At 52.9% G+C, this 14260-nt stretch carries 19 protein-coding genes; 11 read left to right on the top strand and 8 right to left on the bottom strand.

The genetic code is table 11. The annotated features are described in order from the left end of the window. Nucleotides 1-49: 49 nt before the first annotated feature. Nucleotides 50-685, bottom strand: a complete 636-nt coding sequence (locus KNO58_RS13850) for an FMN-dependent NADH-azoreductase (RefSeq protein WP_214754848.1) — start codon at nucleotides 683-685, stop codon at nucleotides 50-52. 123 nt (nucleotides 686-808) lie between these two features. After that, the gene (locus KNO58_RS13845) at nucleotides 809-1240 is read right to left on the bottom strand and encodes a MarR family winged helix-turn-helix transcriptional regulator (RefSeq protein WP_021068116.1); all 432 of its coding nucleotides are present in this window, start codon (nucleotides 1238-1240) and stop codon (nucleotides 809-811) included. A gap of 159 nt (nucleotides 1241-1399) precedes the next feature. On the opposite strand from KNO58_RS13845, the gene KNO58_RS13840 reads away from it, so the two are divergent. From KNO58_RS13840 to KNO58_RS13830, 3 genes are all read left to right on the top strand, one after another. Next, nucleotides 1400-1774 (top strand): hypothetical protein, encoded by a 375-nt coding sequence (locus KNO58_RS13840; protein WP_214754846.1) that lies wholly within the window; start codon nucleotides 1400-1402, stop codon nucleotides 1772-1774. 93 nt (nucleotides 1775-1867) lie between these two features. Beyond that, the gene (locus tag KNO58_RS13835) at nucleotides 1868-2755 is read left to right on the top strand and encodes a diacylglycerol/lipid kinase family protein (RefSeq protein ID WP_214754844.1); all 888 of its coding nucleotides are present in this window, start codon (nucleotides 1868-1870) and stop codon (nucleotides 2753-2755) included. Nucleotides 2756-2812: 57 nt separating this feature from the next. Then, on the top strand, nucleotides 2813-3337 hold the full coding sequence (locus KNO58_RS13830; protein WP_214754842.1) for a GNAT family N-acetyltransferase: 525 nt from the start codon (nucleotides 2813-2815) through the stop codon (nucleotides 3335-3337). A 34-nt stretch (nucleotides 3338-3371) separates the two neighbouring features. Here KNO58_RS13830 and cbpA read toward each other — a convergent pair whose 3' ends face one another. Next, a complete protein-coding gene (cbpA, locus tag KNO58_RS13825) occupies nucleotides 3372-4007 on the bottom strand; it encodes a cyclic di-AMP binding protein CbpA (RefSeq protein ID WP_214754840.1) in 636 nt (211 codons plus the stop codon). A gap of 188 nt (nucleotides 4008-4195) precedes the next feature. On the opposite strand from cbpA, the gene pdxK reads away from it, so the two are divergent. The 3 genes from pdxK to bshB2 are packed head-to-tail and all read left to right on the top strand — an operon-like array spanning nucleotide 4196 to nucleotide 6095. After that, complete coding sequence (gene pdxK, locus KNO58_RS13820; protein WP_214754838.1) at nucleotides 4196-5020, top strand: pyridoxine/pyridoxal/pyridoxamine kinase; 825 nt, start codon at nucleotides 4196-4198, stop codon at nucleotides 5018-5020. A 53-nt stretch (nucleotides 5021-5073) separates the two neighbouring features. After that, nucleotides 5074-5445 (top strand): YojF family protein, encoded by a 372-nt coding sequence (locus KNO58_RS13815; protein WP_029596267.1) that lies wholly within the window; start codon nucleotides 5074-5076, stop codon nucleotides 5443-5445. Then, on the top strand, nucleotides 5442-6095 hold the full coding sequence (gene bshB2 / locus KNO58_RS13810) for a bacillithiol biosynthesis deacetylase BshB2 (protein ID WP_214754836.1): 654 nt from the start codon (nucleotides 5442-5444) through the stop codon (nucleotides 6093-6095). Before KNO58_RS13815 ends, bshB2 begins: the two co-directional genes overlap by 4 nt. A 165-nt stretch (nucleotides 6096-6260) precedes the next feature. Here the strand turns inward: bshB2 and KNO58_RS13805 are convergent, their stop codons facing one another. From KNO58_RS13805 to KNO58_RS13790, 4 genes are all read right to left on the bottom strand, one after another. Next, nucleotides 6261-7094: an undecaprenyl-diphosphate phosphatase gene (locus KNO58_RS13805; protein WP_214754834.1), complete on the bottom strand. Its 834-nt coding sequence runs from the start codon at nucleotides 7092-7094 to the stop codon at nucleotides 6261-6263. A gap of 89 nt (nucleotides 7095-7183) precedes the next feature. After that, nucleotides 7184-8329, bottom strand: coding sequence for an MFS transporter (locus KNO58_RS13800; RefSeq protein ID WP_260570813.1), 1146 nt, complete (start codon nucleotides 8327-8329; stop codon nucleotides 7184-7186). 115 nt (nucleotides 8330-8444) lie between these two features. Then, nucleotides 8445-8957 carry a type 1 glutamine amidotransferase domain-containing protein gene (locus KNO58_RS13795; RefSeq protein ID WP_114164876.1) on the bottom strand — a complete coding sequence of 171 codons (513 nt, stop codon included), beginning with the start codon at nucleotides 8955-8957 and terminating at the stop codon, nucleotides 8445-8447. Between the two features lie 68 nt (nucleotides 8958-9025). Continuing rightward, nucleotides 9026-9616 (bottom strand): DNA-3-methyladenine glycosylase, encoded by a 591-nt coding sequence (locus KNO58_RS13790; RefSeq protein WP_214754832.1) that lies wholly within the window; start codon nucleotides 9614-9616, stop codon nucleotides 9026-9028. 77 nt (nucleotides 9617-9693) lie between these two features. Here KNO58_RS13790 and KNO58_RS13785 point away from each other — a divergent pair, with 77 nt between their 5' ends. Beyond that, nucleotides 9694-10212, top strand: coding sequence for an NUDIX hydrolase (locus tag KNO58_RS13785; protein ID WP_312845883.1), 519 nt, complete (start codon nucleotides 9694-9696; stop codon nucleotides 10210-10212). A 59-nt stretch (nucleotides 10213-10271) separates the two neighbouring features. Here the strand turns inward: KNO58_RS13785 and nhaC are convergent, their stop codons facing one another. After that, nucleotides 10272-11648, bottom strand: a complete 1377-nt coding sequence (nhaC, locus tag KNO58_RS13780) for a Na+/H+ antiporter NhaC (RefSeq protein WP_214754830.1) — start codon at nucleotides 11646-11648, stop codon at nucleotides 10272-10274. Between the two features lie 208 nt (nucleotides 11649-11856). On the opposite strand from nhaC, the gene queC reads away from it, so the two are divergent. Genes queC through queF form a run of 4 tightly spaced genes read left to right on the top strand, consistent with a single transcriptional unit; the run spans nucleotide 11857 to nucleotide 14148 of the window. Beyond that, nucleotides 11857-12501: a 7-cyano-7-deazaguanine synthase QueC gene (gene queC, locus KNO58_RS13775; RefSeq protein WP_214754828.1), complete on the top strand. Its 645-nt coding sequence runs from the start codon at nucleotides 11857-11859 to the stop codon at nucleotides 12499-12501. Next, entirely contained in the window at nucleotides 12498-12953 is a 456-nt protein-coding gene (gene queD / locus KNO58_RS13770) for a 6-carboxytetrahydropterin synthase QueD (protein WP_214754826.1), read from the top strand. The genes queC and queD overlap by 4 nt, the downstream gene beginning before the upstream one ends. Continuing rightward, nucleotides 12953-13648 carry a 7-carboxy-7-deazaguanine synthase QueE gene (queE, locus tag KNO58_RS13765; RefSeq protein WP_236355772.1) on the top strand — a complete coding sequence of 232 codons (696 nt, stop codon included), beginning with the start codon at nucleotides 12953-12955 and terminating at the stop codon, nucleotides 13646-13648. Before queD ends, queE begins: the two co-directional genes overlap by 1 nt. Before the next feature lie 11 nt (nucleotides 13649-13659). Next, nucleotides 13660-14148, top strand: a complete 489-nt coding sequence (queF, locus tag KNO58_RS13760; protein ID WP_029333812.1) for a preQ(1) synthase — start codon at nucleotides 13660-13662, stop codon at nucleotides 14146-14148. Nucleotides 14149-14260: the final 112 nt, after the last annotated feature.

Below are 14260 nucleotides of genomic sequence, written 5' to 3'. Positions count from 1 at the left end.
ATCGATGGCACACAAAAAGGCGAGCCCGATGTTGGACTCGCCTTGATCATTATACTGTGACCGCGCCTGCGACTTCTTTCGCAAGTGCTTCGGCTTTCGCTTTCGCGTCAGCAACGATTTCTTCGATTTTGTCTGGGTATTGGTTCATACCTTCAACCGGAAGTGTCGTCACTTCTGTCACGCCTACGAATGCGAGTGCTTGACGAAGGTATGCGTCTGCGAAGTTGAGGTCTGTACCTGTGTAGATTCCACCCGTACCTTGGATGTGAATCGCTTGTTTGTTCTCGAGAAGGCCGACTGGACCTTGTTCTGTGTAACGGAACGTTTTACCAGCAGTCAATACGCTGTCGAGGAACATTTTCATACGCGCTGGGAAGAAGAAGTTCCACATTGGCGTCGCGAACACGTACATGTCAGCTTCCATGAACTTCTCGAGCATGCCGCTCATCGTTGCAACTTTAGCCGCTTCGACATCAGTGAGGGCCTCGCCTGAAGCGAATTTGCCCCATGCGCTGAGGACGTCGCCGTCGATTTCTTGAACATCGACATCGTAAAGTTCGATTGCTTCGACTTCAAGTGCCGGGTTCTCGTTCGTAAGTGTCGTCATGAACGTTTCTGCGACTTGTTTGCTGTATGACAATTCAGTTGGTTTCGGGTTAGCCGATACGTATAATACCTTTTTCATAAATGGGTTCCTCCATAAGTGTAATCTCTATTTTTGTAACAACAGTTAGAACTATATCATCTGTATATCTCACAGTCAATTAGTTTAACTTCAAGATAAATGATAAAAAAAAGCAGGCAGGCGTCATTTGCCTGCCGCATTATAACCGACCCGTTTCAATAAATCGATTAACTGTTCCGTCTCTTGGTCGCTAAGGGGACCGTAGATGTCTTTAAAAATCTCGATATGCTCTGGATAGACGACGTCCATCAAGCGCTTGCCTTCCTCTGTTAACGAGGCGTATGTGACGCGCCGGTCAGACGGGCAAGCCACACGTTCGATTAAGCCACGTTTTTCAAGCTTATCAATCACGTATGTGACGCTTCCGCTTGTAATCAAAATTTGGTCTCCGATTTGCTGGAGCGGGGTATCCCCTCGTTTATACAAGACCGATAAAACACCGAACTCTGTTGAATTCAATTGGTGGCGTCGTAAATCGTCCTTTACACGGTCACTGATTGCGTCCATCGCTCGTGCCAAGACGATCCATGCCTTCAATTCGAGTGATTCAATCATGTCGGTTTCACCTCAATTCGTTCATCATTTACCTTTAGTATAGCAGGACATGAGCAGTATACGGTGGGAAAAACGCTTCGTCAAGAAACTTCTTCATTGTCGCTCCTGTCTGAAACGTATAGAATGGAATTATTGCGATTTTTAGAAAGGATGGACGGTATGCGCGAGTATTATGAAATTTCATTGACGATTAAGGAAGCTTATTTGGGTACGGTCATCGAGTTGTTGAACCGGGAAGGGATTGCCCCAGACTATGCGCTCGAAAAAGAAGGCGCGGTCTTTTTACTATTCAATCACTTGCCATGGCCGAACGTCACGCGCGAACCCCATGCGGTCGAACGCTTTTTATTGACGTTGTCGCGTGAGGACTACTTGTTCGTCAAAACGAAACGTAAGTCCCCCGTCCCTGACCATGAACCGGTCGCCTGCATGGGTGCATTCGATTCGCCGTTCCAAGAACATTTGAAGATTGAACTCGCCGTCGACGAATCCGATGCGAGCCACCTGGATATGTCGGCATTCCGCCATTACTGAACAACACATCTGTGTTGTTTTTTTTATGACTAGTCTCGCCACAGGACGGGAATAGATGACAATATCTGAATGTGAAAAGGGGAATGTGCTTTGATGGATACAGTCATGTTAATCGTCAACCCGTCGTCCGGGAAAGAGTTAGGGAAAGAACACGCCGCGGCAGCAGAGGAAGTGTTGCGAGAGCGCTACGGCAACGTCGATGTCCGGTTCACGGAAAAAGCAGACGATGCCACACATTTTGCGAAAGAAGCGGCAGCGAAACAATATAAAGCTGTCATCGCGATGGGTGGCGACGGGACGCTGAACGAGGCCGTAACGGGGCTCGCCGAAGCCGATCATCGTCCTGATTTCGGCATCATCCCGCTCGGCACCGTCAACGACCTCGCCCGTGCGCTCGGTGTCCCAAGCGACCCTGAAGATGCGATCGAGGCGCTCAAGACCGCGCAACCGACGCCGATGGATATCGGCAAATACGAGAACGGCTACTTCATGAACGTCATTGCCATCGGCCTGATCGCCGAAGCAGTCGACGAGGTCAGTGTCGAAGAGAAGACAAAATGGGGCCCGTTCGCCTACTTGATTGAAGGCATCAAAGCGTTCCGTGAACATAGTCCGTACGCCTTGTCGGTCCAAGCCGAAGAGCACACGTTCGACGGCGATGCCTATTTGGTCGTCATCGCCCTCACGAACTCGGTCGGCGGGTTTGAAAACTTTGAACCGGACGCCGAACTGAATGACGGGTTACTTCACGTCTATCTGTTTGAGAATCTTGGATTTAAAGATGCCATTCAACTCGCGCCGGCCCTCTTCACCGGCAAGTTAAAAGAGACGGACAGCGTCACGTCCTTCACGACAAAACGGGTCCATGTCGACTCACCAGAATCGCTTCCGGTCAATGCCGACGGCGATACGGGCGGTAAACTCCCGCTCACGTTCGAAGTGCTCCCGAGCCACCTCAACGTCTTGAAGCCGACTCAGTAAAAACGAGGACTTTTTCAGTTCGAGGGCGAAAGCGTATGTCTGAAAGGAGGGGACTCGATGCCCACCTCGCTCGTCCCATTGCGGGAAGCGTCCGACGCCATCGTCGCGACGTTCAATCGCTGGAATAACGACCCCGCCATCGTCCATTTGATTCGTCCGGCCCGATCTGAAGCCGAACTCGTCGCAGAACACCAGATGACGCTCGCAGATTTGACGGAACGACTGGACACGCACGATATCTTCTTGATTTACGACGATGACCGGCTCGTCGGCGAGGTGAATGTCACCTATGACGCCCCGCACTTGTATGACAAAGAACCGGGCAGCGCTTGGCTCGGTCTCGTCATCGGCGAACCGACAGGCCGCGGGAAAGGCGTTGGCACCGTCGCTCTCACCTTGCTCGCCGACCACCTCCGTGCCCAAGGTGTGCCGCGCATTGAGCTCGGTGTGTTCGGATTCAATGAAGTGGCGCATCGCCTCTATCAAAAGCTCGGCTATCACGAAATCGCCCGCATCGAGGCGTTCACGTATTGGGACGGTCAGTTTTGGCCCGACATCCGGATGGAACAACGATTGAATTGAACAAGGCCTTCCTCGCTGTGAGGAAGGCCTTTCGTCAGTTATTTAAATTCTCGACTTCGACGACGCGGAACCCTTTTTGTTCGAGTTTAGCGACAATCTTGTCTTTCGTCTTCTCGTCACAGTCCGGCGGCAACGTGATTAACACGCGACGCAACACCTTACTCTTGGCGTCGAGCGTCATCAGGCTGGCAATCGATGAATATTTGCTGATGATTTTCGTGATTTTCTCAAGCGCCCCCGCCTGCTCACTGAGTGCGATCGTGACGACATAGCTCCCCGTGTCACGGCTCCATGCCTCTTCGAGCATGCCGAGCATCTTCCCGTGCGGCAAAATCCCGTAAAATTCATTGCTCTCGTCTTTCAAGACCGCGATATACGGAAGTTCTTTAATCGAGAAGAAAACTTTGAAAAAGCCGTCCGACTCGTGGACGTACTTTTGCGTGTTCTTGATGAGTTCCATGACGTTATCGTCTAGGCTCGCCCCACTCATTCCGTGGCGATAAATATGCATCTTATAGATATTACCGCGGAAAAATGTTCCCGTCTCATCGAGCACAGGGACACAACGGTAGCCTGTCTTTTCGAGCGTGTCGAGCGCCTCGCGCAATGTCGCCTTTTCACTGATTGTGACGACATCTTTCTTCGGAATGCATAAGCTATGCACTAACATGCGGTTTTCCTCCTAGCCAAATTGAAAGTGGTCTACACCCTATTCATTACTATTCCCCAAATACGATTGAAATCCTGCCATCATTTTTTGAAACTTATTCCGGCTTGGATGCGACCTCGGGATTTGTCGTAGCGCCAAAAAGTCGTTATAGTGAAACTATCCAAACAGACAAAGGGGATTGAACGACTATGACGATGAAAAAAGCTTTAACAATCGCTGGCTCGGATACGAGTGGCGGTGCAGGCATCCAAGCTGACTTGAAAACGATGGAAGAACTCGGTGTTTACGGCATGACCGCCCTCACGGTCATCGTGGCTCAAGACCCGCATAACGCGTGGCACCACGAAGTGTTCCCAATCGACACGACGTTGATTGAGAAACAGATCGATACGGTCCTCGCTGGAATTGGCGTCGATGCCGTTAAGACAGGGATGCTCCCGACTCCAGAGATTATCGAGCTCGCAGCTCGTAAAATCAAAGAGTACGGCATCCAAAACGCGGTCGTCGACCCGGTCATGGCATGTAAAGGCGCCGACGAGATCCTCAATCCGGACGTCGCGGTCGCCATGCGCAAGCATCTCGTACCGGTCGCAAAAATCATCACACCGAACTTATTCGAGGCGCGTATGCTCGCTGGCCTCGATAAGACACCTTCAACAATGGAAGAAATCGAAGAGGCTGCTCGCTTGATTCATGAGCTCGGCGCCGAAATCGTCATCATCAAAGTCGGCGGCAAGCTCGGCTTCGACACAGCATTCGACGTACTTTACGACGGCAACGAGTATCGCCTCCTCGAGAGCGAAAAAATCGACCCGGCCTTCACACACGGCGGCGGTTGCACGTTCTCATCAGCCATCGCGGCGTCACTTGCGAACGGGCACTCGGTCGATGAGGCCATCGAAATCGGAAAAGAGTTCATTACGGAAGCGGTCCGTCATTCGTTCCGCCTCAATCAATACGTTGGGCCTACGAACCATACCGGTTACCGCAAAAAACTAGCAACACAATCATAACGGGTGGCCCGGGACGCATGTCTCGGGTCATCGTTTCCATTGGAGGGAACCGCGTGAAATCGATTCAACCTACAACCATCCAGACTTATTTGGACGCGCATGTGTCCATGCCGCTCTACGTCCATGTCGAGACGACGAACGGGGCGTATGCGACGCATAACGACCCTGATTTTCATAACGCCGGTATGTTCATTCGCAACGTCGTCATCGAATACAGCATCGGTCAAATCAAGGGCGATGGACCATATCGGGTCGGCTTGAAACTCGACCACGGTTGGCTTTACGTCGAAGGTTTGACCGACTATGAACAGCACGGAGACCAGCTCCTGCTTGCCGGTCACGACCGCCTCGGTCGCCTCGCCTGTGCCTTACATTTAGACATCAAACCGCTCCCGCAAGGAGCCTCGGAGGTGGAAAGCCAATGAATGGACCGTTACTCGTTATTTTTCCGCATCCCGATGATGAAGCGTTCAGCTCGGCCGGAACGATTATCCAACATCATAAAAACGGCTTCCCGGTCACGTACGTCTGCCTGACACTCGGTGAGATGGGCCGCAACATGGGCTCCCCGATTTTCACGACGCGTGAAGAGTTGCCGAAGATTCGCAAACATGAACTCGAGGCAGCGTGTGCCGTCATGGGCATCGACGACCTCCGCATGTGGGGACTCCGCGACAAGACCGTCGAATTCGAAGACGAAGCGGAACTCGCGGCACGGTTCAGTGCCTTGATTGAGGAAGTGCAGCCTGCCCGCGTCATCTCCTTCTATCCAGGATACGCCGTCCACCCCGATCACGAGGCAACGGCACGTGCCGTCGTCCGAGCGTTGCAAGATATCGATGCCTCGAAGCGTCCTGAATTTTTAGGGGTCGCGTTCGACCATCGCACCGACGCCGAACTCGGAAAACCGCATGTCATCATCGAAGTCGGTCAAGAGAGTGCGGCGAAACGTGAGGCGTTGCTCGCCCACCGGTCACAGACAGAAGGCCTGTTACGCGCCATCGACAACGCAGAAAACGCCCACGTCATGGAGTTACTCCAACGTGAGCGCTTCTATCACTATCCGTTCTCATGATTCATAGGCAAGGCGTGACACGTACAGCAATGTACCGACAGCCCCTAAGCCGATTAATGTTCCCAATACGACAACGATATGTTCCATGTTCTCACCTCTACTTGGTTATACGAACTTGATGGATCATTGGTTTCAAAGCGCATGTGCTGACATGCGCTTTTTTTCTTAGAAGTACAAGAAGTAAATGACAGCAGCCAACACGATGCGATAAATCGCGAACGGCGTCAACTTCACTTTGTTAATCAACTTCAAGAAGAACTTAATCGACAAGAGCGCGAACAAAAACGCGCTAATGAATCCGACAAGGAAGACCGGGAGGGTCGCCATCGTGAAGTACTCCCATTTGCTGTAGAGCGACAGCGCACTGGCACCGAACATAATCGGTACGGCCATGATGAACGTGAAGTCCGCCGCGGCCCGGTGACTCATCCCTAAAAGGACCCCGCCCGAAATGGTCGACCCTGAGCGTGAAAAGCCTGGCCAGAGCGAGAAACATTGAATCAAGCCGACACCGAGCGCTTGTTTATACGAAATCTCATCGAGCGTTGCCGTCGTTTGCCGCTTCACGCCTGACAAGTCCGCGGCAATCATGAAGAATGCCCCGATGACGAGCCCAATCAAAACGGTCTTGATGGAGAACAAGTTCTCATCGATATAGTCTTCAAACAATAGGCCAAGCACGGCTGCAGGGAGCAGACCGATGAAGATATGTAGCAAGTTCAGTTTCTTTGTCGGCCCGCTGCTGCGAATCGCGAGCAACTCCTTCGGATTCAACAACTCTTTGAACCGATTCCGAAATACGACGATGACCGCTAAAATCGAACCGAGTTGAATCACGATCTTAAACGTGTTGGCCACCTCTTGACCGAGGAAGCTGCTCGAGTTGAGCCACAGGTCGTCCACAAGAATCATATGTCCCGTTGACGATACCGGAGCAAACTCTGTCAGTCCTTCGACGACGCCTAACAAAAAGCCAATAAATAATTCATACCATTCCATTGTTTATCTCCTACTCCAGTATTGTTTCTTATCATACACAAATTTATTCTCAACCGCCCTAGGTCTTGAGGCGTAAAAAAGAGGACGCTTCAGGAAGCATCCTCTTTCCACGCTCTGACCGTGACAATCGCTTGATGCACACAAACGGTAATCCCGATGAACAAAAAGGCGGCGAACAGCGTCACCCCTGCCCCGACGGCAAACACGAGCCCGAACAGGATGATGCCGCCATGCAGCAACATCGAGACCGACGATTCTGTCGTCGCCCGGATTCCGGATGGGACACGGTGATGCAACGCCCCGAGATAGAGCGGCTCGACGATTCCAATAAGACAGGCCATTCCAGCCATCAACAGGAGACCGCTCGGCCCTGGATAGAGGCCAAGAACGACAAAGCCGATACCGGTGCCCCACCCGATCCAGCGCAACCAACGCTCGGCCGTGGCAAAGCGTAACAGCATCGGTGCGACCAACTGTCCTGGTATTTGGATGAGCAGCAGAATCGTTGACATCATCCCGAACCAATAAATCGGAAGCTCGACATCGCGCGCATACAACTGCCAGAACTCATCGATAAAATTGAACGCACCAATGGTCACAACAAACAACGACGTTACGATGAACACGCGACGATGTTGCCGGATGAAGCGGAAACCGGCCGCGATGTCCGCCCACATCAACCGTTCGTCCGATACGACTCGCTTCGGTTCAATCAGACCGAGGCTGCATGTCGTCGCGATGAACAAACTGACAATCGACAGCACGTAATTCAGCTCAAACGGGAAGCGTGTCGCCAACAGACTGCCACTGAGGGCCGCGAGCACGGCTGCGACGATTCCGATGACGTTCAATCGACCGACCGTGCGTTCAAACGTTCCCACCTTTCCGTCCTGTTCGAGCGTCTCATACAGCAACGCATTCTCGGCCCCGCTTCGAAACGCCGCTCCAATGCCCGACAAGCCGATGGCGACAGCAAACCCGACAAACGAGAACGACAACAGCAGAACGATAAACGATAGACATTCCAACCCGACCCCGATCTGCATCAGCCGCCGCCGCTCAAATCGGTCGGCGAGGACACCCGTCGGCACTTCAAGCGTCACGACGAGGACGGCGTAAATCATCTCGAGATAGACAACCTCTTGAATCGTGATCGTCCGTGACTCCCAAAACAGACGTTCAATCGTGTAGGCCGGGATGAGGGCATCGAACCAACGGATCCAGCCGAGCAACACAACGTTTCGACCGACTTAACTAGGTGAACGTGCTCGTTTCATCATACATCTCCTCCTTATTTGTCTATTCCCGCTGACACAAAAAAAGCCACGGAAATATTCCGTGGCCTGCACATTATTTGAGCAAATTGAGCATCTCGCGATTGAACGCCGGGATGTCATCCGGTTGTCGGCTCGTCACGAGCTGTTCTTGGCAGACGACGACTTCTTTGTCCGCATACTTCGCTCCGGCGTATTCCATGTCGACTTTAATCGACTTGTAGCCCGTCGCATCGCGGCCTTCGAGCGTCTTCGCCGTAATCAACAGCTGTGGTCCGTGACAGATGGCGAACACCGGTTTTTTCGCGTCCATGAACGCCTTGGCGAACTGGACGAAACGGTCATCTTCGCGCAACAAGTCAGGTGAGAATCCGCCCGGTAAGAGCAGTGCGTCAAAGTCTTCCGGTGACACGTCGTCGATGGCTTTGTCGATGGTGACCTTCGACTCCCCTTGTTTGCCTTCGACCGTGTTCCCAGCTTTCTTTTCAATTGTGACAACGTCGTGCCCCGCTTCCACCAATGCGTCGCGTGGACCCGTGAACTCTACGTCTTCAAACATGTCTGTGATTAGCGTTGCTACTTTTGCCATATTGAAACACTCCCTCATTATTTATATGCACATAGGGAGTGTTCCACACCTAACCGGACCATAAACATTCAGCGAAACTTGGAGACGTACGGATTGGTCCGTTCGAAGAAGCGATACGGGTAGTCACGCGCTTCGCCCGTGTTCGGAATCCCGATGCGCGGACCGGCCTCGATGTCCGGAATGACGTCCCCTTCAACGATATAGAGCGGTTCCTGTTGGAGCGAGTGGCCATACAAGTCCATCGTAATCCCGAGCGCTTTCGTCAGTTTCCCAGGACCGTTCGTCTGATCGAACCGTTTGATGCCAGGACGATGCATGTCGATAATCGCCTGTCCTTCAATCGGCTCGATGGCTCGGATGAGGACGGCTTCCGGCGTGCCGACCGGACCGCTCACGACGTTCAAGAGTGTATGTGTGTGCATCTGATACGTATAGACGTGTCCCGGCAATCCGAACATGACCTCGGTCCGGTTCGTCCGTCTGCCCCCGAAACTATGGGCCGCCCGATCGACGGCACCGAGATAGGCCTCCGTCTCGACGATTTTGCCGACAATCTGACCGTCGAGATGATTGTGGACGAGATACTGCCCGAGCAATGAGCGTGCCAATTCAATCGTCGGTTGTTCATAAAATGATGGGTCGAGTCGTTTCATCGTCATCCCTCCTCCATCTATTTTCGCAAACGTTGGCGCACGGACACAAAAAAGATGCCCTTCGTAGTCAAAGGGAATTCAGGATGGAAGCAGAATGGTATGACATACGAGAAAGCGAGGCGAAAAAAATGGGGTATCTATTAGAGTTAAGACAGACAGTCGGGAGCAGACCGCTCATCAGTGTCGGGGCGACCATCCTCGTGTTGAACGAATACGGGGAGCTGTTGTTCCAACATCGGTCCGATACGAATGATTGGGGATTGCCCGGAGGCTCGATGGAGTTGAATGAGACGTTAGAAGAAGTGGCCGCTCGTGAATTGAATGAAGAGACTGGTCTTGAAACCAATCAATTCGAACTCGTCGGTGTCTGTTCGGGACCGAAGTTTTACTTCAAGTATCCGAACGGAGACGAGACGCATAGTGTCATCAACCTCTTCCATGCGAAGCGCGTGCAAGGGACACTGGCCATGAACGACGAAGAAAGTCTGGACTTGCAGTATTTCTCAAGAGCTGACCTACCACCGGATATCGAATCGAGGGCTCAGGCGCTCATCGACCAGTTCGGAGATGCGCTATGGGAACTTGAGAGCTCTTTTACTTGAGACACTCAAAAACCATCCAGGACAGCTAATTGTCCTGGATGGTTTTTGAAGTGATTCGATTAAGATGCGATTCGCATCGTCTCACGCTGCTTTCCCAACTTCACGTATCCGAGAATAATCGAGAAAATCGGGCTGAGCCAGAGGAAGAAGGCGAACGGTGCGTATTCAAGTACCGGCACGCCGAGCGTGGCCGCAAAGAACGCACCCGACACGCCCCATGGGATGAGCGGGTTGATGACCGTCCCGCCATCTTCGAGGGCACGTGACAAGTAACGGGGATCGATGCCGCGATCGATGAACCCTTGCTTGAACGCTTGACCTGGGAGCAAGATTGACAAGTACTGTTCGCCAGCGAGCAAGTTGACGCCAATCGAGCTGAGGACGACAGACAAGACCGAGCTTCCAGGTGACTTCAACCGTTCGAGCAACGCATCGACGACTGCTTGGAATACGCCGAGTTCACGGAGCAGACCACCGAACGCGAGTGCAATCAAGACGAGACTGACCGACCAGAGCATCGACTCGAGTCCGCCACGATCGAGCACAGCTGCAATCGTCTCGTTCTCGACGCCCGAATTGAACCCGGCCTGCATGACACCGAACCAGTTTGTGACGTTCCAGTTGCCTTGAACGAAACCAGCCGTCAACACCCCGGCGAACATCCCGACGAGCATCGTCGGCAAGACCGGCATGCGGCGGAACGCAAGCACCGCGACGAGAACCGGCGCGAGCAGCGTCAACCAAGACAAGTTGAATCGTCCAGCGAGTGCCGCCTGCGCTTCCGCGATTTGCGTCGTATCGGCCGCTTGACCGCTCCGACCGAGAAGCGTGAACAAGACGAGGGTGATGAGGATGGCCGGTACGGTCGTCCCCATCATAAAGCGGATATGGTCGAACAGTTTGACACCAGCCACGGCCGGTGCGAAGTTCGTCGTATCCGAGAGCGGACTCATCTTGTCACCGAAGAGTGCACCCGAAACGATGGCCCCGGCCGCGAGCGCCGGAGAAATCCCGAGCGCCATCCCGATTCCGAACAAGGCGACCCCGACCGTACCGACTGTCGTAAAGGCACTGCCCGTGAACGACGAGACGATCATCGTGATGAGCAGGACGCTCGGCAAGAACCATTGTGCTGAAATTGTATCTAAACCGATGGAGAGGATCGTCGCCACGGTGCCAGACATTTGCCATACGCCAATTAACATCCCGATGAGCAGTAAAATCAAGACCGGCATGATGGCTTCACGAATCCCGCTAATCATCGCCGCTTCGATTCGTTTGAAATCACGCGTCCGATAATACGCGTAACCCCCTATTAATACCATTGTGCCAAAGATTGCCATATGTGGCGTCGCTTTGGCCAAAAACATCAGTGCGAGCAGGGAAATCCCGCTCATCAGCACGACGAATACAGCCTCTTTTCCTTTCATCTGCATCGACGTCCCCTCCTTTCAGTTCCATCATTTTCTACCTAACCGCTTAAACGCTTTTATGCGCGAAAGTGTTTCAGTGATGTTCTTTACTATACCTGCTTCTCTTTTCCCTGTCAAACGTCTTTTTATGGTAAAGTAAACGCTCGAGGGTGACCTCCGGAGTTCGTAACCTCCTCCGACATCAAAACTAGCGAAAAAGGAAGTGTGCACGTTGCAACACGAAAAAGCATTGGTCGTCTTTAGCGGCGGTCAAGATTCAACCACCTGCCTATTTTGGGCAAAACAACAATTCTCTCATGTGGAAGCGGTGACGTTCGCCTACGGGCAACGCCATGACGCGGAAATCGAGGTCGCAAAAGAAATCGCGGCCGAAATCGAGGTCCCGCACCACGTCCTCGACTTGTCCTTACTTGGACAACTCACCTCTAATGCGCTCACGAGACATGATCTCGATATCGACAATGCGGACGTCCCAAACACGTTCGTCGATGGACGCAATCACTTATTCTTATCCTTTGCGGCCGTTATGGCCAAACAGCTCGGGATGCATCACATCGTCACCGGTGTATGTGAAACCGACTTCTCCGGTTACCCGGATTGCCGGGACCAATTCGTCAAGTCCTTGAACGTGACGCTCAACTTGGCGATGGACTATCCGTTCGTCATCGACACGCCGCTCATGTGGCTCGATAAAAAGCAGACGTGGGAACTCGCGGATCAGCTCGGTGCGTTCGATTACGTCAAAGAACGGACGCTCACGTGCTATAACGGCATCCTCGGATCAGGTTGCGGCGAATGCCCGGCTTGCGTGCTCCGTCAAAACGGCCTCGCCGCTTATGAGGAGGTACGCGTATGAAGAACGCCCCATTCCTCGCCCCGACGAGTGTCGAAGCCAAACAAGAAGGCTCGCTCATCTATTGTCCGCACCGCGTCCAAATCGTCAAAGAAGTGACGTTCGACGCCGCTCATCACTTGTTCGATTATGACGGCAAATGCCGCGCGCTACACGGACATACGTATAAATTGCAAATGGGCATCAGCGGATTTTTAGACAACCGTGGCATGACGCTCGACTTTGGCGACCTGAAAGCCATCTTTAAAGAAGAACTCGAACCATACCTCGACCATCGTTATTTGAATGAGTCGTTACCTTATATGAATACGACTGCCGAAAACATGTGCTACTGGATTTTCGAGCAGCTCGCCATGCACTTGCCTGACGAGCGCGACGTCCGCGTCGAATTCGTCAAACTGTACGAGACACCGACGTCGTACGCCGAGTTCCGCCGCGAATGGTTGGTGGACTGATGAAAATCCCTGTCCTCGAAGTGTTCGGCCCGACGTTTCAAGGGGAAGGCCGCGCCATCGGACAAAAGACGATGTTCGTCCGGACCGCCGGTTGCGATTATCGCTGTTCATGGTGCGACTCTGCCTTCACATGGGACGGCTCGGAGAAACCCGACATGCTCACAGCCGACGAAATCATCGAACGGCTCGACGCACTCGGTGTGTATGACTACGTCACCATTTCGGGCGGTAACCCGCTCCTCATCGCCGCGATGAAAGAGCTCGTAGCGAAATTGAAGGCGCGTGACGTCAAGCTTGCCGTCGAGACGCAAGGCAGTCGCTATCAAGACTGGCTGTCTGACATCGACGACGTGACGCTCAGCCCGAAACCACCTTCTTCCGGCATGACGACCGACTGGGAGAAACTCGACGCCATCGTCGAACGACTGCGCCCCGAACAGATGACGTTCAAAGTCGCCGTCTTCGATGAACTCGACCTCGCCTATGCGAAATCGGTCCAGACGCGCTATACGCCGGACGTCATGTACTTATCGGCCGGCAATCCTGAGCCTGGTGCGGACGGTGACATCACCGACGCCCAGCTTCGTCGCTTGAAAGAACTATGGGAGGACGTCGCCCGTGACCCGTCATGGCAAAGCGTCCGTGTCCTGCCACAACTGCACACATTACTGTACGCCAACGAACGTGGCGTCTAAGGAGAATACTCATGAGACCAGAAGACTTACAAGACTTGTCGCTCCTCGGACAGAAGAGCGTCCCCTACATTTTTGAATACGCACCGGACGTCCTCGAGGCGTTCCCGAACCGTCACCCGGAGAACGACTACTTCGTGAAATTCAACGCACCGGAGTTCACGTCGCTCTGCCCGATCACGAACCAACCGGACTTCGCCACGATTTACATCTCATACATCCCGGACGAGAAGCTCGTCGAATCGAAATCGCTCAAGCTGTACTTGTTCAGCTTCCGCAACCACGGAGACTTCCATGAGAACTGCATTAACGTTATCGGAAAAGACCTCGTCAAGTTGATGGAGCCGCGCTATCTCGAAGTGTGGGGCAAATTCACGCCACGCGGCGGCATCTCGATTGACCCGTACTACAACTACGGCAAGCCGGGCACGAAATACGAGAAGATGGCCGAGCATCGCCTCTTCAACCACGATTTATATCCAGAGACGGTCGATAACCGCTAATAGACAAAGAAGTAGGCGCTCATCGGCGCCTACTTCTTCAGGCTGTTGACGAACCAAATCGCCCATCGCGATTTGGTTCGTCTTTTTTTGTGTTCCATGTGCTCGAGGCGCT

The organism is Exiguobacterium sp. J17977 (genome assembly GCF_018616375.1).
GTDB lineage: Bacteria > Bacillota > Bacilli > Exiguobacteriales > Exiguobacteriaceae > Exiguobacterium > Exiguobacterium mexicanum.
The sequence above is the reverse complement of the archived record's forward strand: the minus strand, read 5'-3'. Positions and strand labels throughout refer to the sequence as shown.

What these genes read in the sequence shown, in the direction of transcription:
- KNO58_RS13850 (WP_214754848.1), bottom strand. Translation starts at nt 685, where the DNA reads ATGAAAAAGGTATTATACGTATCGGCTAACCCGAAACCAACTGAATTG.
- KNO58_RS13845 (WP_021068116.1), bottom strand. Translation starts at nt 1,240, where the DNA reads ATGATTGAATCACTCGAATTGAAGGCATGGATCGTCTTGGCACGAGCG.
- KNO58_RS13840 (WP_214754846.1), top strand. Translation starts at nt 1,400, where the DNA reads ATGCGCGAGTATTATGAAATTTCATTGACGATTAAGGAAGCTTATTTG.
- KNO58_RS13835 (WP_214754844.1), top strand. Translation starts at nt 1,868, where the DNA reads ATGGATACAGTCATGTTAATCGTCAACCCGTCGTCCGGGAAAGAGTTA.
- KNO58_RS13830 (WP_214754842.1), top strand. Translation starts at nt 2,813, where the DNA reads ATGCCCACCTCGCTCGTCCCATTGCGGGAAGCGTCCGACGCCATCGTC.
- cbpA (WP_214754840.1), bottom strand. Translation starts at nt 4,007, where the DNA reads ATGTTAGTGCATAGCTTATGCATTCCGAAGAAAGATGTCGTCACAATC.
- pdxK (WP_214754838.1), top strand. Translation starts at nt 4,196, where the DNA reads ATGACGATGAAAAAAGCTTTAACAATCGCTGGCTCGGATACGAGTGGC.
- bshB2 (WP_214754836.1), top strand. Translation starts at nt 5,442, where the DNA reads ATGAATGGACCGTTACTCGTTATTTTTCCGCATCCCGATGATGAAGCG.
- KNO58_RS13805 (WP_214754834.1), bottom strand. Translation starts at nt 7,094, where the DNA reads ATGGAATGGTATGAATTATTTATTGGCTTTTTGTTAGGCGTCGTCGAA.
- KNO58_RS13795 (WP_114164876.1), bottom strand. Translation starts at nt 8,957, where the DNA reads ATGGCAAAAGTAGCAACGCTAATCACAGACATGTTTGAAGACGTAGAG.
- KNO58_RS13790 (WP_214754832.1), bottom strand. Translation starts at nt 9,616, where the DNA reads ATGACGATGAAACGACTCGACCCATCATTTTATGAACAACCGACGATT.
- KNO58_RS13785 (WP_312845883.1), top strand. Translation starts at nt 9,694, where the DNA reads ATGGAAGCAGAATGGTATGACATACGAGAAAGCGAGGCGAAAAAAATG.
- nhaC (WP_214754830.1), bottom strand. Translation starts at nt 11,648, where the DNA reads ATGCAGATGAAAGGAAAAGAGGCTGTATTCGTCGTGCTGATGAGCGGG.
- queD (WP_214754826.1), top strand. Translation starts at nt 12,498, where the DNA reads ATGAAGAACGCCCCATTCCTCGCCCCGACGAGTGTCGAAGCCAAACAA.
- queE (WP_236355772.1), top strand. Translation starts at nt 12,953, where the DNA reads ATGAAAATCCCTGTCCTCGAAGTGTTCGGCCCGACGTTTCAAGGGGAA.
- queF (WP_029333812.1), top strand. Translation starts at nt 13,660, where the DNA reads ATGAGACCAGAAGACTTACAAGACTTGTCGCTCCTCGGACAGAAGAGC.